An 18,990-nucleotide genomic window follows, 5' to 3' on the forward strand; every position below is an offset into this window, starting at 1 on the left:
TCCCGGTCACCGTCGCCGAACTCGGGCCGGCCCCGCTCGTCGGGGCGCTCGGCGCCATGATCGGCGAGGTTGCGGCCGACATGCAGCGCGCTCATGGTATCGACCTGCGGTGCGGTGTAAGGGTCGCCCGGCTTGAGGGCGACGCGCGGGGACGGTTCCGCCGGGCTCACTTCGACGACGGCAGTACGGTCGACGCCGAAGTGGCGGTGGTGGCACTCGGGAGCATCCGCAACACCGAGTGGCTGCGGGAGTCGGGACTGGCGGCAGGCGAGTGGGGGATCACCTGTGACACGGGCTGCCGCGCCCTCGACGACCATGGCCGCGTCACCGACGACGTCTTCGCCGCGGGAGACGTGGCGCGTTGCCCGAATCCCTTCTACGGATACCGGCTCGTCTCGCTGGAGCACTGGGCCAACGCCGTGGAGCAGGCAGAGGTCGCGGCACACAACATGGTCAGCGCCCAGGTGAACCGATGGAGCCACCTGTCCATCCCGCTGTTCTGGTCGATCCAGTTCGGCGTCAACATCAAGTCTGTCGGCGTGCCGACCTTCGCCGACGAGGTGGTCGTCACCCAGGGATCGCTGGACGACCGCCGCTTCGTCACCGCATACGGCTATCGGGGCCGCGTCACGGCCGCTGTGAGCTTCGACAACGGTAAGTGGCTGGGCCACTACCGGCACTTGATCAAAACGGCCGCACCCTTCCCTCCCCCCTGCCCCACTCCCGACCAGCCGGCCGACAGGACACCGGTGCCCGTCGACTTCCCCGGCCCCGCCGCGCTCGCGCAGGGCGCCACCATGGCTGTCACAGGCCATGACCCGGGTGAGTGCCGCGTCGCGGCCGTGCACCGGCATCGGCAGGAGGAAGGCCAGACGACCACGGCCGGAACAACCGGCACGCTGCGACGGATCTTCGACTACTCCGCCCGGGCCGACCCCTACCCGCTGTATGCCGAGTTGCGCAAGACGCCGGTGGCTCGGCAGGAGGACGGCAGCTACGTCATCAGCACCTATCGCGAGATCACGGACATACTGAATGACCCGCACCTGAGCTCCGACGTGCGCAACCTGTCGTGCCCGATGCCCTCAGTCGAGGGAAGGGCCACGTCGTCGTTCATCCGCATGGACTCGCCCGAGCACGATCGTCTGCGGCGTATGGCGATGCGTCACTTCGGGCCCCCGCACACCCCTGGGCTGGTGACCGCGCTTGAAGGCTTCCTGACCGCCACCGTCGGTAGCCTGATCGACGATGTGGCGGGCAAGGAGCAGATCGACGTCGTCGACGAGTTCGCCTTCCCGCTCCCCGTAACCGTGATCTGTCACTTGCTCGGCGTGCCGCGCGAGGACGAGCCGAGGTTTCACCTCTGGGTGAACGACATCATGAACTCGGTCGACTACGACCCCAAGACCGACCCGAAGGAGAAGCTGGACAAGGGCGTGCAGTCCCGCAAGGACTTGCTCCGGCGCCTCGGCGAGCTGGTGGAACAGCGCCACGGCCGGCCGGGAGACGACCTGCTGTCAGGCCTGGCCAACGACGACGGGCCCGACGGTCGGATGGCCGACGCCGACATCGTCGCCACCGCCAAACTGCTCCTCATCGCCGGCCATGAGACCGTCGTCAACCTCATCACCAACGGCATGCTGACCCTGCTGCGCCACCCGCAGGTGCTGCAGCGCCTGCGCGACGAACCGGACCTCGTCGGGCCGCTGGTTGAGGAACTGCTGCGCTACGAGCCCCCCGTGCACATCATTCCCTGGCGGGCGGCGTACAGCGACATCACCGTCGCCGACACCGTCATCCCCCGGGGCTCGCAGATCATGCTCATGCTGGCCTCCGGCAGCCGCGATCCCAAGCGCTTCCACGAACCGGACCGCTTCGACCCGGACCGGCGTGACAACCAGCACCTGGGCTTCGGCAGCGGCATCCACCTGTGTTTCGGCGGCCCGCTGGCCCGGCGGGAGACCCAGATCGCGCTGACCGAGCTGGTACGTCGGCTCGACCGCCCCCGGCTGGTCACCGACCCGCCGCCGTACCGGCCCAGCCCCGTTCTTCGGGGTCCGAGCCATCTGGGCATCGAGCAAGGTGACGGTTGACGCGGCAGCCGAAGGCAATTGCGAGGTCGGGCGGCGGACGGCTCGGCCGTTTCCGCATTGCCACCACTGACCCGCAGTCGCGAACGACACCCGGCGCCCCCTCCACCCCGATGCTGGCCCTTCTTGCCGCGTGGGTCTCGTCGACGCCGGTGATCCAGCGTCTGGACGGTGCTCGCCGCCCCCGGAAGCGGTCGGCAGTCAGGATGGCCGCCGCGCTCGATGAGGACCAGGAGCCCGAGCCCGAGGAGCCCCTGGGGTGGCGGCCGGTCTGGAAGCGGCCCCGGAAGCCGAAGTCGAGGCGGCGAAGAAGGCGGAGCTGCGCAAGCAGCGGCGGCTCCAGGACGCCGGACGTCGCCGCCTTGCCGCCGGGCAGTCGCGCCGGCCCCGGCCCCGGCAGAACCGGATCGGCAACGCGGCCGCGCACCGCGACGCCCGCGCCCTGTCCCGGCTGCGGAACTCCAACGCCTGGCTGTGGTGACGATGCCGGACACCGTCCACCGAGTGGAGCCCACCGAGCGGACTCCACTCTGGTGCGCACCGCGATGCCCGGCACTGCACCCGGTGCGTACCACCCGGCGATGGCCGGCATGGCTTGGCACGTGATTTACCGATTTACGACGTCGTTTCGACGTGAGATTGGGCGTCGCACGCTCGCACGAATAGGCGATGTTCACCAGAACGGGAGTCAGCTGCCGCGGACCTTTCCCCGGGTGTATGCGTCACTGCCCGGTCCGGTGGGTGATGGGCTGTTGGGAGGCGGTCGGTGGTGCGAACAGTGCCTGGACGGTTTCGGCGGCCAGGTCTCGCAGCCAGGTGTGGGCGCGGTCGTCGTCGTAGCGCTGGTGCCACAGCAGGTACAAGGGGATGTCGGGCAGCGGGAGTGGCGGCGGCAGTGTGGCCAGGCCGAGTTGTTCCCGGGCTGCGCGGGTGACCGCGTCGGGGAGGGTGACGACCAGGTCGGTGTCGCGGGCGAGTTGCAGTGCGAAAGCGGCGGTGGGCCCGGCGGCGACGACGCGTCGTTCGAGGCCGCGGGTGGTCAGGGCGTCGTCGATCGGGTCGCGCAGGCTTCCGCGTCGCGAAACGGCGAGGTGTTCGGCGGCTGCGTAGCGCTCGATGCTCAGCGGACCTTCGGCGAGGGGGTGGCCCGGTCGGACGGCGACGACCAGCCGGTCCCTGCCGACGAGGCGGTGGCGGATGTCGGGGAGCGTCGGAGCGCTGGAGCTCGATTCGAGGTCGACCTCACCCCGGCGCAGTTCCGCGTCGTCCGTCCCGGGTTCGGCGGACAGGCGCAGCCGGACGTCGGGGGCCTGGCGGTGGACGGCGGTGATCAGGGCGGTGCCGCAGGCGGCGGTCAGGGCGTCGTGCCAGCGCACGGTGAACACCCGGTCCAGAGCTGCCAGGTCGAGTTCCTGCTGTGCGGACAGAAGGTGGTGGGCCTGCTGTACGAGGGCGTGGACCTGAGCGCGCATGGCCAGGGCGCGGGGGGTTGGGACCATGGTGCGGCCGGTGCGGACCAGGATCTGGTCGCCGGTGGCCTTGCGAATGCGGCCCAGGGAGCGGCTCATCGCCGGTGCGGTGACGCGGAGCCGTGCTGCGGCGCCCGCGACGCTGCCTTCTTCCAGCAGTGCGTCGAGGGCTGTGAGCAGGTTCAGGTCCAGTTGCATGCCAGTAACTCTACAAGTGACAAGCATGCACTTGTTGTTAATGACCAAGCGGGCCTACCTTCGAAGTGCGGGGGCGAGACAACCGCCCCGCTTCGACCGATCTCCCAGGGAGCCCACCATGAGCACAGCCATGCCTTTCGCCGCCGGTACGACGCTCCTGTCCGACGTGACAGCCGCGGTGCAGACCGCCGGCGTCACGTTGCGTGATCGCCACACCTCGCACGCCAGGGGCGTGAGTCTGGACGAGGTCGTGGGCGAGATCCACGCCAACGACGACGCGGTGCTGGAGGTGCTGCGGGAGCCGCTGCTGCGGGCCCGGCCGGGATCGCAGTGGGCCGAGGACGAGCTTGCCGGCGGCGCGCTCCCGCCCGGCGAGTGGTGGGTCGTCGACCCCGCCGAGGGCAACATCAACCACGTGCACGGCATGGAGGACTGGGCCGTGACCGCCACCCTGGTCCGCGACAACCAGCCGGTGCTCACCGTCGTCCACCTGCCGCTGACCGGCGACACCTACACCGCAGTCGCCGGCGGTGGCGCCCGCTTCAACGACCGGCCCCTGAAGGTGTCCGCCAAGACCGACCTGGGCGCCGCGCTCGTCGGCACCGGACAGGCCAGGCCCGGCGAGGACGAGCACACCTTCCGGCGGATCGGTGACTCCGTCACCGCGATGCTCGTCAACGGCCTGGTCGTGCGTGTCTCCGTTCCCGCCACGATGCAGCTCATCCACGTCGCGGCCGGACGCACGGACGCGTTCTGGCAGTTCTCCGACGTCCGCTCCGGCCTGGTCGCCGGTGCGCTGTTGGTCTCCGAGGCCGGAGGCACCGTCACCGACCTGGCGGGCGAGCCCTGGAACACGGGCAGCCGCGACTTCCTGGCCGCTGCCCCTGGCATCCACACCGCCGCCCTCAAGGTCCTGTCGACCATCGCCTGACCGGACATCCCCGCTCCATCCACCTCACCCGCAAGGAGCATCACCTCATGACCAGCATCGGCGTCCTGGGCGCCGGCCGCGTCGGCGCCAACCTCGCCGGCAAGCTCTCCGCAGCCGGACACCGTGTCACCCTAGGTGTCCGGAACCCGGAAAACACCGCAGCCCTCCCCGCCGGCATCCCCCCGCAGATCACCTTCGCCGACCAGCACACCACCGCCCGCACCGCGGACGTCGTGATCAACGCGACGCCCGGCGACACCTCCCTGGACCGCCTGGCCGGCCTGCGCACCGAGCTCTCCGGAAAGATCCTCGTCGATGTCTCCAACGCCACCCGCGACGCCGATGACGGCCTGCCCGGTGACCTGTGCTACCCCGGCAGCAGCCTCGCCGAGAAGCTCCAAGCCGCACTCCCCGACACCCATGTGGTCAAGACCCTCAACACCATGCTGTTCATGGTCATGACCGCTCCCGAAACCCTCGCCACCCCACCGACCGCCTACCTCTCGGGCGAGGACCAGAACGCGAAGAAGACCGTCACCGACCTGCTCGGCGACCTGGGCTGGCAGCCCGAACGGATCGAGGACCTCGGCGGCATCACCACAGCCCGCGCCACCGAAGCCATGATCCTCGTGGTTCCCCACATCCTGCGCCGACACGGCTTCAAGCCCTTCGCCGTCTCCCTCGCCCGCTGACATCTCGCTGCCGGCCTTCCCCATGTGCCGGGCTTTCCCCGGCTCGGAGTACTACGGCGGCTCCGCCTCTCCCACGGCCTGATCGACAGAGTAGGCACCCGGCTATACCCCCGCGGTATCGCCACGGTTGCCCCGCAGCACTTCACCGTGGCCTCCTGAGCCGTCTGGAACATCTGCCCGGGAGTTGCCCGCCATGCCACAAGGCGAGCATGCACCGCTACCAGCCCAGATCCGCCAGGTTCGAGCTGATCCCCTGCGAGCGCCTGGACAAGACCCGCGACACGCGAGCAGGTACTCACCGCCGAGATCGGCGGCAGCCGATGGGGTCCGCGACCTGTGCCAGGCTGGCAGCGGTTGGCCTCGGCGGCCTCGGCGATGCGGTCGGCCACGGCGTCGGCTGCGAGATGGACGCGGTGCGTGGGACGCCTCGACGCGCACGGTGCAGCAGCGGCCGGCCGGGACGGTGTCGTCGGTGCGGGGGCGGCTGCGGTGTGCCGCAGTACCGGCCGTCGTACGGCTTCCCCAATGGAGGGACGCCACCGTAGGGGTCGGCCGCTGTCCCTGCTGTGCCCCCGCCGTAACCGGCCCGCCGCTGTCCCCGTTCAGCCCCCGCCGGACGGACACGCCGCGGCCCCGGTGCAGTCTCCGGCCCCGCGGGGGCCCGGTCGGAGGACCGACCGGGCCCCGGGGACGGCCGGACAGGACGCGCCAGGGAAGTTGCTGACGTGTCGTCAGTTCGTAGTCGTGGGCCCGGTCGTCGGCAGGGTCGAGTCGAACTTCCAGTGGCCCGAGCCGACCTGGTACACCGCCTCCGTGCTGTCCGTGCGCAGCAACCGCGCCCCGTGCGGTGCCCGCGCGGAGCCCTCCGTCGCGGGGACGTGGACCTCCGCGGTGCTGCCGGCCGGGACGTCGACCGTCAGCCGGAAGGTGTCGGCGTCCCGCTGCCAGGCGGTGCGGGCGGTGCCGTAGGGGGTGCGGTGTGAGGCGGACGCGGACGTCATGTCGCCTTCCACGGCCGGATCGACGAGCAGTTCGGCGTAGCCGACGGAGTCGGCGGTCTGCGAGAGGCCGGCGACCCGGGTGGTGAACCAGGAGTCGATCGCGCCGAGCATGAAGTGGTTCTGCGACTGGCCGGGGCCGCCGTCCCAGGACTCGCCCAGAGTGGTGTTGCCGGCCCTCACCTGGTAGCCGTAGCTGGGGCTGGTCGTCCGCGTGGCGACGGCGTGGACGATGTCGTCCCGGCCGGCGGCGCTGAGCACGCGGAAGGCCGCGGGCAGGGAGATCTCGCCCAGCAGCAGGTGGTAGCCGGCGTTCCGCACGGACGAGGTGAAGTGGGCGAGCAGGCGGTCGCGTTCCCCTGCCGGATAGGCGCCCATGTCCAGGGCGAGCGCCTCGGCGCCCTGACCGCCCCCGCCGAAGGTCCCGGTGGCGGCGTCGTAGTACTTGGCGGACAGTGCCCGGGCGGCGGCGTCGGCCTCGGCCCGGTAGGTGGCGGCGGCCTCCGCGTCGCCGAGGACACCGGCGATGCGGCTCAGGGCGTCGACGACCCGCCAGTAGCCGTAGGTGCCGGCGACGGCGCGCGGGAAGGTGCGGTCGGGGGTGAACCAGTCGCCCAGCCCGTAGTCGAGGATGCCCCCGCTGACCTGCCGTTCGAGGAAGGCCGCGTACGCGCGCATCCGCGGGTAGTACGTCTGGAGGGTCTGCCGGTCGCCGTAGGTGGTGTAGAGCTGCCAGGGGACGAGGACGAACGCGCCGCCCCAGTTGGAGTCGTTGCGGTAGGCGCCGGGCAGGCTGGTGTACTCGGGGACGGTGCTGGGGACCAGCCCGTCGGCGGTCTGCGCGTCCGCCATGTCGCGGACGATCTTGCGCAGGTAGGCCTGCATGTCGTAATTGGCGGCGAGGGCGGGGAAGACGAGCTGGTCCTGTTCGAGCCAGCCCAGCTTCTCCCGGCTGGGGCAGTCGGTGAGGACGCTCATCATGTTGCCCTCGATGGCCCGGCGGATCAGCCCGTGGATGTCGTTGATCAGCGGGTCGGAACTGGTGAAGTCGCCGGCCGGGGCGTTGTCGGTGCGCAGGACCTTGCCGCGGACGGTGACCGTCGCCCCCTCGGGCAGGCCCTTGACCTCCAGGTAGCGGAAGCCGTGGTAGCCGAAGCGGGGGTGCCAGGTCTCGCCGCCGTCACCGCGGGTGGTGTAGCTGTCCCACAGGGGCGCGCCGACGTTGCTGATCGACTGGAACGCGTGACCGTCCTTGAGGCTTTCGGCCGGGTAGACGCGGACCGTGGTGCCGGCGGGGGCGTCGACGGTGAGCTGGGGCCAGCCGGCGATGTTGCGGCCGAGGTCGAAGACGCGGCTGCCCGCGGCGCCGGCGACCTCGGTGCCGGTGAGGGTCTCCACGACCTTGACGGGTTCGGTCTCGCGGGCGCTGAGGACGGCGGGCCGGTCGGCTGTTCCGGGTGCGCTCACCGCCACCGCGTGCGGCCAGGCGTGCCGGTCGCCGCCGGGCTCGTCCCACTGCGGGATCTCGCGGCGGGCGTCGTAGTCCTCACCGCCGTACCAGTTGCTGGAGGTGGTGGGGCCGAGCGTGGTGCGCCAGTCGTCGCCGCTGGTGACGGTGCGTACGCTGCCGTCGGCGAGGGTGACCTCCAGGCGGGCGATCAGCTTGGGGTCGCTGAGGTTGCCGTACAGCTTGCGGTAGCGGTCGGCGGTGCTGACGACATTGGCCATGCCGTTGCCGAGGGCGACCCCGATGGTGTTGGCGCCGGTGCGCAGCAGGTCGGTCACGTCGTACGTGGCGTACTGGACGCGCTGGGCGTAGGTGGTGTTGGCGGGTTCCAGGACGGCGTCGCCGACCGGTCTGCCGTTGAGGGTGGCGTCGTAGATGCCGAGGCCCGCGATGTACAGGCGCGCGCTGCGCGCGTCCCGCGGGAGCGTGAAGTCGTCGGTGAGCAGCGGCAGTCCGGCCGGGAGGTAGGGCGTGGGCGGCTGCTGGCCGGTGACCTGGGCGAGGGGGGTGAAGGGGCCGCTGGCGGCGTCGGCGGCGGAGACGGCGTAGTCGACGGGGAAGCCGGGGACGCGGCCGTCGTCGGTGAGGACATCGGCGCGCGGGTAGAGAGCGACCTCGTCGAAGGTCTTGGCGCTCTTCAGGTCGAGGGTGAGCGTCACGGGTGCTGCGGAGACGTCCGGTCCGGTGTGGGCCGCGCTCGCGTATCCGGCCGCGGTCTGCAGGGCGCTGTTGGGCAGGCCGTCGACCGCCAGCGCCGGTTCCCACGTCTTGCGGACGGTGTTGCTCTCGGAGGCGGTGACGGCGGCGCCGCGGGCGAGCCCGGTGGTGGAGGTGGCGGAGTCGCGCAGGTCGATCTCACCGAGCTGGAGGCGCCAGGTGCGGTCCGGGAAGCTCTCGGCGAGCGGGAGTCCGAGCCTGGTGACGTCGAGGCGCACGTGGCGGGCGGTGGTGCGGGGCAGGCGGACGACGACGGGTTCGACGGTGCGCTCGCTCAGTCGCCAGGCGGGGTGGGTGATCCAGTCGGCGTCCCAGTCGGACGGCCGGGTGAGGCCGGTCTCGAAGACGGCGGGCCGGCTCCAGGCCGAGTGCTGCGGTCCGTGCTGGGACCAGAGCATGACGCGCCAGTAGACGCGGGTCCGCGAGCCGAGTTCCCTGCCCGCGTACGTCGTCGCGGGCGTGGTCGAGTCGACCTTCCCGGAGTCCCACAGGTCGGGCCGGGAGGCGTTCAGCAGGCCCGGCGAGGTGGCGGCCTGCACGCGGTAGGCGGTCTGCCGGGTGTCCGGTGCGGTGGCGGTGGTCTGCCAGCCGAGGTCGGGTGTGGTGTCGTCGATGCCCAGCGCCTGGGTGAGGTGCTGGGTCCGCAGCCGGGTGGGGGAGATGGTGCCGGGGGCGGCGGCCTCGGCGGCGACGGCGCCGGCCAGCAGGGTGACGACGGCGGTGGCGGCGGCGAGGAGTGCGGTCGGTCTGTGTTGCTGGCGGAAGCGCGGTCTGCGCATGGCGGCTCCTTGCGGAAGGTGACGAGGCATCAGGTGCGGTGGAGCGTGGCGGTGACGCGGCGCCGGAAGCGCAGGGTCACGGGGCCGAGAAGGCCGGACGGAAGCGGCTTGTTGCGCTCGTTGGACAGCGTGTTGGCCACGCGGACCCGCACCGTGTTGCGGCCCGTGCGGAGCAGTCCGGTGACGTCGGCCGTGAACGGCGCCCACAGCAGCGGCGGCAGCGTCCGGCCGTTGACCGTGACCTCCGCGACGTCACGCACGTCGCCGAGGTCGAGCAGGACGCGGAGTCCGTCGAGCCGGGCGGCGTCGGCATCGATGTCCGTGACGTACGCGCCGGTCCCGGAGAACAGCGGGTCGCGCCCGGTCCAGCTGCCCAGGGGCCCGGTGACCGGGGTGGCGCCGTCCCGTTCGAGGGTGAGGGTCCAGTCACCGGTCACCGGGAGCGGGGTGAGCGGGTCGTCGACGCGCACGGTGCCGCGGTAGCGGTGGCTGCCGTCGGTGCCGGTGAGGGTGTGGGTGCCGGGGGCGTCCGCCTCGACGGTCGCGGTCAGGCCGGTGCCCTGCCGTTCGACGCCGAGGACCGGCAGCGGGGAGTCGGTGAGGTGCGGTCCGGGCCGGGTACCGGCGTGCACCACGGCGACGAGGGTCTGGTACGGCTCCAGGGTCAGCGGCAGCCGCACGGCGTCGTGGCCGCTGGTGTGCAGGGGCGCCGGGCCCCCGGTGCCGGTGGCGGGGTCCCACAGCTCCGGCGCGCCCGACGCCGGGAGTGTGGCCACCGTCCGCACCGGCGCGCCGCTCTCGTTGTTGACGAGGAACACGGTGTCGGCGGCCCGGCGCACCCGCAGCACCCGGACGGCGTCCTGCGGCGGGTCCAGGACGGCGGCGGCCGCTCCGGCGGCGTGGGCGGCCGCGGCCAGCCCGGCGGTGTCGGCGACGCGTACGGCGTTGCCGCGGCCCAGGGGACGGGTGCCCGGCAGCCGGTCGCCGAAGAGGTCGGCGAGACCGTGTGCCAGGGACCGGTCGTTGCCGTCGGCGTCGTCGCTGTCGAGGGCGCCGACCGCGACGACGGTGCCGCCCGCCTCGGCGAAGGCCCGCAGCACCCGCAGACCGGCCGCGTCCAGCGTCGGTGCCTGCGGCACCACCACGACGTCGTAGGCGGCGGCCCCGACGACGAGCCGTCCACCGTGCACCTCCGCGTGCGTGAGGAGGGCGGGGTCGCCGGTGAGGGCGCCCTCGTGGAGCAGGTCGAAGTCGACCTGGGCACGTTCGAGGGCGTAGGCCGCGTCCGCGAGCGGGCCGTCGACGTCCTGCTGGCGTGCGGTGCCGGTCCACTGCTCGGCGGCGCGCTGCGGTTGTAGCAGCGCGGTGCGGGCGGCACAGGTGCCGCGGCCGGCCTCCATGACCCGTCCGATCCACTCGGCGAGCGGCCGCATCGCCCACCACCAGGGGGCGCGCGGCCCGAACGGCGGTGGGAAGTACACCCGCGTCTCGTCGGTCCACAGGGCGTGCAGCACGGTCAGGTTGATGCCGCGCGTGGCCTGCGCGCCGACGGTGGCGTGCACGAAGGCGGGGGTGACCTGCCAGCCCATGTTGCCGAACATCTCCAGCAGCGCCCGCTCCCGGCCCTGCTGGTGGGCGACGGAGGCCGGGTTGCGGGGGATCATGGTGGGCCGGCCGGCGACGTACTCGGCGGTGATGATGTCGCCGCCGGGGACCTGCGCCCACTGGTTGACCTTGTGCAGGTCGCCGGTGGACGGGATGCGCTTGGCGGGGGCGGTCTCGTCGTAGAGCGGGTTGGTGATCAGGGCGACGCCCCGCTCCTCGTACCAGCGGGACTGCTTCTCGAACGCGGCGGCGAAGCGGTCGGAGACTGCCCGCCAGTACCGTCCCCGGGCGATGCGTCCCGCGCGGCCCAGGTCGTCGAACGCGCTCGCGTAGGCGAGGCCGGGGGTGACGCCGACCGCGCGCAGGGCCCGCTCGAGGGTGGGCGACCAGGGCAGCCGCTTGAAGTGGGCCTCGGCCGAGGCGAAGAAGGGCTCGTCGTCCCAGAAGCCGGGGACGACCGTGCCGAAGTGCCTGCCGAAGCGGCGGTGGTACTCACCCGGCACGATGTCCAGGAAGAGTTCGACCGGTTCGTCGTCGAGCAGGTCGACGTAACCGCGGCTGTAACCCTGGGAGTCGTCGACGAGGACGACGCCGCCGAACACGTCGACCTGCCACGTGCCCGCCGGTGCCTGCCAGGTGTGCCCGTCCGTCAGCTCGTCCGTCAGCTCGACGACGTCGTCGCCGTCGCCCGGGCCGGCGGGCCGGGCGGCCGCCGCGGCGACGGTGATGCCCGTGCCGGGCAGGGCGCGGTCGGGGAAGTCGCCCGCGGCGGCGGGCTCGTCGTACGTGGCCGAGTAGAGGGCGGTGCCGTCGGCGGCGGTCACCGCGAGGCTGTCCCACAGGGCCCGCTGGTCGTCGACGGCGCGGACGCCGACGCCGCCGGTGGTGTGGGCGGGGTCGTCGACGCCGCCCTTGTCGACACCGTCGAGGGTGACGGACAGCGCCGTGCCCCGTACGGTGACGCGGAGCGTGTGGAACTTGGTCTTGTTGAACCCGTCGGTGCGTCTGCTGCGCAGCAGTTCGACCGGGTCGGAGCCGGGTGTGAGGCGCTGGACGGTGACGACGCCGGTCTGGTCGAAGGCGACGGCGTATCCGCTGCCGCCGTCGGCGGACGCCCGCACGACGAGGCCGGCCGCGGTGTGCTCGGCCTTGGCGCTGCCGGTGACGGTGCAGTCGCCCCAGTCGTCGCTGCCGCGCAGGACGGCGGCCCCGGCGAGGACCGCGCCGTCGGCGACCAGGTGGCCGGCCTCCACGCCGACGCCGGTGCTGCGCAGCAGGTCGACCGTTGCGGGGCCGTGCACGACGGTGGTCGAGCGCCACAGCGCCTTCAGACGCAGTTCGGGGCGCGGCGCGTAGGTGCGGGTGCCGACCTGGCCGCCCTTGACGATGAACTCCCCGGCCCGGCCGCTCGGGAAGTGGTCGTCGTTGAAGATCCACACCCGCATGCCGGTGCGCTCGGCGGTGTCCAGCACGTGTCCGACGACGGCGAACCAGTCCTCGGTGAAGAACACCGGCAGCATCTCGGCGTTGTCGAAGGGGAAGAGGACCACCTCGTACATGCCCTTGGACCGCAGGTCCGCGAGCTGCCGGTCGACCAGGTCGGGGGTGACGGGGCCGTTCCAGTACCAGTAGACGGTGGGGCGGCTGTCGCGGCGCGGGTCGGCGAACCGGCTCGCCGACCAGGCGGTGGTGTCGGGTGCGGTGGGTGCGCCGGCGGCGCGGGCGGTGCCGGGCAGGCCCACCGCGAGCAGGGTGCCGGTGGCGCCGGCCGCGGCCACGAACCGGCGTCTGGACAGGGCGTTGTCGGGCATGGCGGAGCTCCTGTGGTCGAGGGTGGACGCCAAGGTCAGCCCTGGGCGAGGGCGAGCACGTCGGCGGCGGTCAGGGCGCGGTTGTGCAGCCGGACGTCGCGGACGGCTCCGTGCAGGTAGGGGTGGGTGCTGTTCTGGGAGCGACCCAGGTAGTTGCGGCTGGTGCGGCCGAGCAGGAGGGGACCGGCGACCATGCCGTCGTTCCGGCCGGCCTCCCGGCCGTCGATGTAGAGCACGCCGGTACCGCCCGCGAGGGTGAGCGCCACATGGGTCCAGCGGCCGACCGGCAGCGGGCCGGTGGCGTCGATGACGTCCTCCGCCTTCATCCCGGCGATCTTCAGCGCGGCGCGGGCGCGTCCGGCGCCGGTGGTCGCGGCGAGGAACAGGTAGGTGTCCTTGTGGTAGCCGAGGTCGAAGACGCGGGCCGAGGGCGCGAGGGTGTCGACGCGGACGCGCACGGCGACGGTCAGCTCGTCGAGTGCGCTGGGCAGGCCGGGCGGGAGCAGGACGTGACCGTCCCGGCCGTCGAGGGTCACGCAGGGGTTCCCGCCGTCCGTGCTCCAGGCGGCGCCGCCGACCAGTGCGGCGTCGGGGAAGGTCCGGGTGCGGTCCGCGGCGGTCGTGCCGCTGCCCTCGTCCAACGGGTAGCGGACGACGTCCCGTTCGGGTGTGCGGCGCGGTGGCACGGCCCAGTAGACGTTGTAGCGCTGGTGGTGCACCTCGTGGAAGGGCCGCAGGGACACCTCCCGGTCGTCGGCGAGCGCGGTGAAGGCGGTCCCGTCCGCGGAGGTGGCTCTCAGGCTGGCGGGGCTGATGGCGGGCAGCGTGGCCGGCGGCGTGTCGCCGTACTCGCCGGCCAGCACGAGCGGGCCGTACGACAGCGCCTGCACCTGCGGATTGTCGGGCGCCGGGCGCCAGACCGGCACCCGGGGCAGGACGAGGTCGACGGTGTCGCCGGGGTGCCATCGCCGTTCCACGTCGGCGTACGTGCCGGGCCGGAGGCGGGCGGTGACGGGGAGGCCGTTCACCTTCAGGACGGCGGGCCGGCCGGTGGCGGCGACCCAGCCGGGGATGCGGAGGCGGAGGCTGAAGCGCGCCTCTCCACCGGTGACGGTGAGGCGGGTGCGGTCGCCGGCCGGGTAGGACGTCTCCTGACGGAGCGTCACTCCTGTCTCCCGCCAGCGCAGTTCCGAGGGAATGAACAGGTTGACGTACAGCGTCGGCCGCTCGGTGCCGCCGCCGCGGAAGTAGACCGTGTCGGCGAACTTGGTGTGGGTCTCCAGACCGGTGCCGTGGTCGCAGGAGAAGTTGTCGTAGTCGCCGCTGTAGCTGCCGGGAGCGGCGCCGAGTCCGCCCTTGGGCTGCCGCTGGGAGCCCGCCCACAGACCGGTGTAGTAGGTGACGAACCCGTGGTCGGAGTCGGGGTCCTGTTCGCCGAGCATCTGGTTGTACAGCGTCCACTCGTAGTGGTCCATGTAGGCGGTGCGCTGCGGCCGGTGCAGGAACAGGTGCCTGCCGAGCTTGAGCATGTTGTAGCTGTTGCAGTTCTCGCAGGTGACGTCGGAGAGCCGGCTGACGATCTCGTCGGGCGGGCCGAAGAGTTCCTGGTTGGAATTGCCACCGATGACGTACGAGTGGTGGTCCACCACGTGCGTCCAGAAGGTGTCGGCGATGTCCAGGTAGCGGGCGTCGCCCGTGGCCTCGTAGCCCGGCACCGCGCCGACCACCTTGGCGATCTCGGTGTTGGCGTGCCGTCCGGCGAGCTCGTCGCGGCCCGCGGCGAGCGGCGCGTACAGCTCGTCGTGGTCGAAGCGCTGCGCGGTGCGCAGGTGCGCCGGGTCCCCGGTCTCCAGGTACAGCCGGGTAAGGACGTCGTTCATGCCGCCGAACTCGACCTTCAGCACGCTCTGCATCCGCTCCCTGGACAACGGTGCGGTGCGCGCGTCCGCCCAGGCCGCCATCTCCAGCAGCACCGTGAGCGCCTGCCGGTTGCCGCTCAGCCGGTACTGGTCGAGCAGACCGGCCATGATCTTGTGCAGCGTGTAGTACGGCGCCCACGGCCTGCCGCCCGCCTCCAGCTCGTCGAAGACCGTCTCCGGGAACGCGGAGAGGTACCCGCGGTGGAAGCCGGCCGCCGGCCCGGCCTGCTGGCACTCGGCCAGCGCCGCGACGAGCCGGCGCCCCTTGTCGGCGTAGGCGGTGTCACCGGTGTTGGCGTGTGCCTGGGCCAGGGCGCTGAGCAGGTGCCCGGTGGTGTGGCCGCGGAGCTGGACGGTGGGGGCCTCCCAGCCGCCGCAGGGCTCCGCGGCGGACGGCAGGCCCACGTTCAGCCGGAAGGTGTGCAGCAGCCGGTCTATGTCGACGAAGAGCAGGTAGGCGCACGTGCGGCGCATGTTGGCGAGGAACGGGCCCTCCAGCAGCCGGACGGCGGAGAGCGGGAACGGGGTGAGGGGCGGCGTCGGCGCGGAGGGGGTGAGCGGCGGCGTCGGCACGGACTCCGCCGCGCCGGGCGGCTCGGCGGCGGCCGCCGGAGTCACCGGCAGTGCGGTGAGGGCCGCCGCGGCCGAGGCGGCGAACAGGACGTGGCGTCGGGACGGCTTCGGTCCGTGGTGCTGTGCGGGCACGGGACGGGTTCCCTTCGGGCAGGCGGCACTGACTTCCGGAACGGGGGGCCTGAGCGGGGACGAGGACGCTCGGTCGGGGAGGGGGAGGGGGAGCGGGATCGCGAGCGGGTTGAATCGTTCAAGGCGGGTGGATCCACGACGTGCCCTCCGGCGGCCGTGCCGTGGGGGCCGTGCGGGGCGCACCGGTGGCCGGTGCGCCCCGCGGGGTCACTCGACGGTGGCCTGAACGTACGGCACCAGCCGGACGGGGCCGGTCAGCCCGTAGGCCTGCCGGGCGGTGGTCCCGAAGACCTCGGGCCGGGTCACCCGGAGACGGTTGATCAGCGGCGTGGCCACCTCGATCTCGACGGTGTTCTCGCCCGCCCGCAGCAGCGCCCCGAGGTCGACGACCGGGTGCACGCGGTCGACGGGTGCGGTCCGGGTGCCGTTGACCGTGACCCGGACCGTGTCGCTGACCTGTCCCAGCTCCAGTACGGCGCCGTGGGCGTCGCTCCAGTCGGCCGGGAGGACGACCGTGGTGCGGTACCGGCCGATGCCGGCGGAGTCCGCGAGCTGCGGGATCTGCGACCAGGGCAGCAGGGTGTCGAGGGTCAGCGTGCGCCGCACGGTTTCGGTGCGGGTCGGGGAGGATCCGGGGTGCCAGTCCTCGACGTCCAGCTCCCAGTGACCCGGCACGATGGAGGCGGGCACCGGCGGGAGCGTGGTGGTGACCGTGCGGCCCTGGGACAGGCGGGTGGTGTACGTGCCCGCTGCGCCGGCGCGGACGGTCAGTCCCCGCTCGGTGAACAGTACCTGGTCGGCGTCGGTGGCGACGGCGTGCGGGCGGTTGCCGAGCCGGTCCCCGAAGAGTCCCGGCCGGCCCAGCGCGACGATCGTCGTCTGGCCCGGCTGGAGGCTGATGCGCAGGGTGACGTCGTCGCCGTCCTCGGTGTAGCGGGCGAGGCGGACCACCTCGCCGCTCCACGGGTCCAGCAGGTACGGCACCGTGTCGCCGCCCACGGTGCGGCGCAGGGTGACGTCGTGGTCGATGGTCGCGACGGGCGGCTTGACGGTCTCGGCGTGCTTGCCGTTGCAGAAGTAGTAGAAGTCCGCGTCCTTGGTGACCCGGTGGGCGTTGAGGAGGGTGGACGCGGTGGCGTGCCGTACGTCGGCGGTGACGCCGAGTCCGGCGAGGGCGTCGCCGACCGCCGCCTTGTCCGTGACGCGGACGACGTTCGGCAGCGCGAGAAGCCGGGTGAGCACCGCGCGCAGTTCATCGGTCTCACCGGCACCGGGCACGCCAGGGGTGAGCGCCTGGTCGAAGGCGCCGAGCAGCACCATGGGCAGGCCGGCCCGCGCCAGCGTGAGCAGCTTGCGGGCGTCGGGCAGGGCGAGGGTCGGGGTGGAGCCGTAGAAGAAGTCCCCCTCGACGAACAGCGCCTTGTAGGCGGGGCCGTCCGGGGCGAGCCGGCCGCCGGAGACCGTGGCGTTCGGCAGGTCGAGCAGGGGGCCGCTGAGGAACTGGTGCGTCCAGCCGAGCGGGACGCCGGTGGCGGTGAACCAGGACGCGCCGATGCCCGTGGCGGTGTAGCCGGTCTGCCGGAAGACGGCGACGTCCACGCGGGCGGTGCCGGACTGCAGGACGCGGTGTACACGGCCCAGGTAGCCGGCGATGTCCTCGACGTGCCGCCAGGTGGGCTGCCGGGGACCCCACGACTCGCCGTAGCCGGGGGTGCCGTTGTAGGGGCTGAACGCCGCGAAGCCGGGCCACTGGGCCTCCGGGGCGGTGGCGTAGGAGAAGCCGTGCACCACGGTCTGGTTGACGCCCGCCGCGTAGGCGCCGCCCATGGTGCGCAGGAAGCGGTCCCATGTGGTGCTGTAGGCCGAGCCGCTGTAGGCGCCGGACTCGCAGGACAGCACGGTGTGGCCGGCCATGTCCCGGCCACCGGCCAGGCAGCGGAAGTCGTCGAGGTTCTTGAAACCGAGGGACTCGCCCTCGGGGATGTCCAGCAGCGCGGCGGACTCGATGGCGTCGGTCTGCAGCCCGTACGGCTGGGCACGCAGGCCCATGCCGAGGGAGTGCGCCCAGTCCCGCAGGGCGCGCACGTGGTGCCGGTTGAACAGGTCGGACACGGTCGCCCAGAAGTCGTGCCGGATCTGCCGGGTGAGCTGGGCCTCGAAGGCGAAGACCTGGTTGCTGTTGTCCAGGACCAGGGCGGGCAGGTACGGCAGCAGCGGCCGTCCCGTGCGCTCCTCGAAGGCCCGCGGCAGCAGCGGGGTCCAGGTCAGCCCGTCGGTCTCCATCTCGATGGAGTCCTCGAAGAACGCGCCGCCCGCCGCCTTCAGCAGGCTGCGCAGGGAGTCGGTCAGCACGGCTCGCTCCCAGAAGCCGGTGACCGCGGCGGTGCCGGCCGCGCTGAAGTGGTCGACGACGTAGGCGGCGGGCGCGGAGTGCGGCCCGGACTCCGGCTGCTGGCCGGAACCGCGCCGCCAGTAGGAGATCAGCACCCAGTCCCCGTCGGCGGGGGCCGTCCAGGAGAGCGTGCCGTCGGTGACGGAGGGGGTGAGGTCGCGGACGCTGTCGAGGTCGAGCCCGGTCTCCTTGCGGGTGGAGTGGGCCGGATTGATCCGGGCGGCCTGGACGGCGAGGAGACTCTGGCGGGTGACGCCGGCCGCCGCCGCGTGCACCGGCGGCGGGACCGGGCCCTGGTAACTCGCTCCGGCGGTCACCGTGACGCGGCCGTGGGCGAGTTCCTGGGCGGCGGCCTCGTCGTCGGGGGTGACGCCGGGCACGGCCACGGGCCAGCTCGGGCCGAGGGTGAGGTCGACGGTGAGGCCGCGTCTGGTCGCCCGGCTCAAGGCCGCCTCGACCCCGGCGCGCCAGGGTGCGCTGCCCCACCCGTGGTGCTCGGTGTCCAGCAGGGACTTGTTCTTGACGCTGTGGTGGACGGCGGCGATCTCGGCTCCGCCGAAGCCCGCGTCCGCGATCTGGTCGATCTCGCGGGCGATCTCGTCTGGGTCGACGAGGCCGTCGGGCCACCACCAGCGGAACTTGGGACGCACGGAGCGCGGCGGGCGCGCGAACCAGTCGGCGGCCGGCCAGGTGGTGCCGACCGTGGGAAGGGCTGCGGCGCCGGTTGAATCGATACCGACGGCGGCCACGGTGCCGGCCGCCAGCGCGACGGCGAGAACCGTGCGCCGGGACATCCCGCCACGTTGCGAGAGGAATTCAGGCATAGGTGCGCCCCACAAGATGACTCGACACGGGATTGAATCGTTTCAATACCGTAGGAACGCCGGAACGCTAAGCCTGTGGGTCCGGGGGGTCAAGACGTGGCGGGTCAGTAACTTCGCGCGCGGCCCGAACCAGTGCCCCGACTGCCGGGGTTCGCGTCGTCGCGACGGGGCGAATACTGCCTGTCGGGGCACGGGCGGTGAAACGCGGCACCGCCCGAACGCGGTTCACGCTCGGGAGAGGCGACACCGGTGGAATGCAGGGGAGTTCGACCAGGAGGTTGCCGCCCATCACCTGCTGGATGCGGATGGTAGCTACGAACGCAAAGCCGACCACTGCCTCGCCTTCACCAGCA

The 18,990-nt window shown here is 72.5% G+C and carries 7 protein-coding genes and 3 pseudogenes; 5 read left to right on the plus strand and 5 right to left on the minus strand.

Features of this window, described 5'->3' with window-relative positions:
- From ACZ4WH_RS23400 to ACZ4WH_RS23410, 3 pseudogenes are all read left to right on the plus strand, one after another.
- Nucleotides 1-821: pseudogene (locus ACZ4WH_RS23400) on the plus strand (FAD-dependent oxidoreductase); the annotation flags it as partial.
- A 654-nt stretch (nt 822-1,475) separates the two neighbouring features.
- Nucleotides 1,476-2,093: pseudogene (locus tag ACZ4WH_RS23405) on the plus strand (cytochrome P450); the annotation flags it as partial.
- Nucleotides 2,094-2,296: 203 nt separating this feature from the next.
- Nucleotides 2,297-2,571 (plus strand): annotated as a pseudogene (locus ACZ4WH_RS23410) (hypothetical protein).
- Nucleotides 2,572-2,812: 241 nt separating this feature from the next.
- Here ACZ4WH_RS23410 and ACZ4WH_RS23415 read toward each other — a convergent pair.
- Nucleotides 2,813-3,757, minus strand: coding sequence for a LysR family transcriptional regulator (locus ACZ4WH_RS23415; RefSeq protein WP_468183365.1), 945 nt, complete (start codon nt 3,755-3,757; stop codon nt 2,813-2,815).
- Between the two features lie 118 nt (nt 3,758-3,875).
- Between ACZ4WH_RS23415 and ACZ4WH_RS23420 the strand changes: the two genes are divergently transcribed.
- Together ACZ4WH_RS23420 and ACZ4WH_RS23425 are read left to right on the plus strand one after the other, a co-directional pair.
- On the plus strand, nt 3,876-4,688 hold the full coding sequence (locus ACZ4WH_RS23420; protein ID WP_468183367.1) for an inositol monophosphatase family protein: 813 nt from the start codon (nt 3,876-3,878) through the stop codon (nt 4,686-4,688).
- A gap of 47 nt (nt 4,689-4,735) precedes the next feature.
- On the plus strand, nt 4,736-5,380 hold the full coding sequence (locus ACZ4WH_RS23425; protein ID WP_468183369.1) for an NADPH-dependent F420 reductase: 645 nt from the start codon (nt 4,736-4,738) through the stop codon (nt 5,378-5,380).
- Nucleotides 5,381-6,111: 731 nt separating this feature from the next.
- On the opposite strand, the gene ACZ4WH_RS23430 is transcribed toward ACZ4WH_RS23425, so the two are convergent.
- The 4 genes from ACZ4WH_RS23430 to ACZ4WH_RS23445 all read right to left on the minus strand — a co-directional run bounded on the left by ACZ4WH_RS23430 (nt 6,112) and on the right by ACZ4WH_RS23445 (nt 18,637).
- Entirely contained in the window at nt 6,112-9,381 is a 3,270-nt protein-coding gene (locus ACZ4WH_RS23430; protein ID WP_468183371.1) for a family 78 glycoside hydrolase catalytic domain, read from the minus strand.
- 29 nt (nt 9,382-9,410) lie between these two features.
- On the minus strand, nt 9,411-12,797 hold the full coding sequence (locus ACZ4WH_RS23435; protein WP_468183373.1) for a glycosyl hydrolase: 3,387 nt from the start codon (nt 12,795-12,797) through the stop codon (nt 9,411-9,413).
- Between the two features lie 35 nt (nt 12,798-12,832).
- On the minus strand, nt 12,833-15,421 hold the full coding sequence (locus tag ACZ4WH_RS23440; RefSeq protein ID WP_468183375.1) for a glycoside hydrolase family 127 protein: 2,589 nt from the start codon (nt 15,419-15,421) through the stop codon (nt 12,833-12,835).
- 207 nt (nt 15,422-15,628) lie between these two features.
- The gene (locus tag ACZ4WH_RS23445) at nt 15,629-18,637 is read right to left on the minus strand and encodes a glycosyl hydrolase (RefSeq protein ID WP_468183377.1); all 3,009 of its coding nucleotides are present in this window, start codon (nt 18,635-18,637) and stop codon (nt 15,629-15,631) included.
- Nucleotides 18,638-18,990 lie beyond the last annotated feature (353 nt).

The sequence above is a fragment of the Streptomyces sp. NPDC029138 genome (assembly GCF_055564375.1).

Bases quoted from the DNA above. Each gene is read 5' to 3' on its own strand.
- ACZ4WH_RS23415 (WP_468183365.1), bottom strand. From the start codon at position 3,757: ATGCAACTGGACCTGAACCTGCTCACAGCCCTCGACGCACTGCTGGAA.
- ACZ4WH_RS23420 (WP_468183367.1), top strand. From the start codon at position 3,876: ATGAGCACAGCCATGCCTTTCGCCGCCGGTACGACGCTCCTGTCCGAC.
- ACZ4WH_RS23425 (WP_468183369.1), top strand. From the start codon at position 4,736: ATGACCAGCATCGGCGTCCTGGGCGCCGGCCGCGTCGGCGCCAACCTC.
- ACZ4WH_RS23430 (WP_468183371.1), bottom strand. From the start codon at position 9,381: ATGCGCAGACCGCGCTTCCGCCAGCAACACAGACCGACCGCACTCCTC.
- ACZ4WH_RS23435 (WP_468183373.1), bottom strand. From the start codon at position 12,797: ATGCCCGACAACGCCCTGTCCAGACGCCGGTTCGTGGCCGCGGCCGGC.
- ACZ4WH_RS23445 (WP_468183377.1), bottom strand. From the start codon at position 18,637: ATGCCTGAATTCCTCTCGCAACGTGGCGGGATGTCCCGGCGCACGGTT.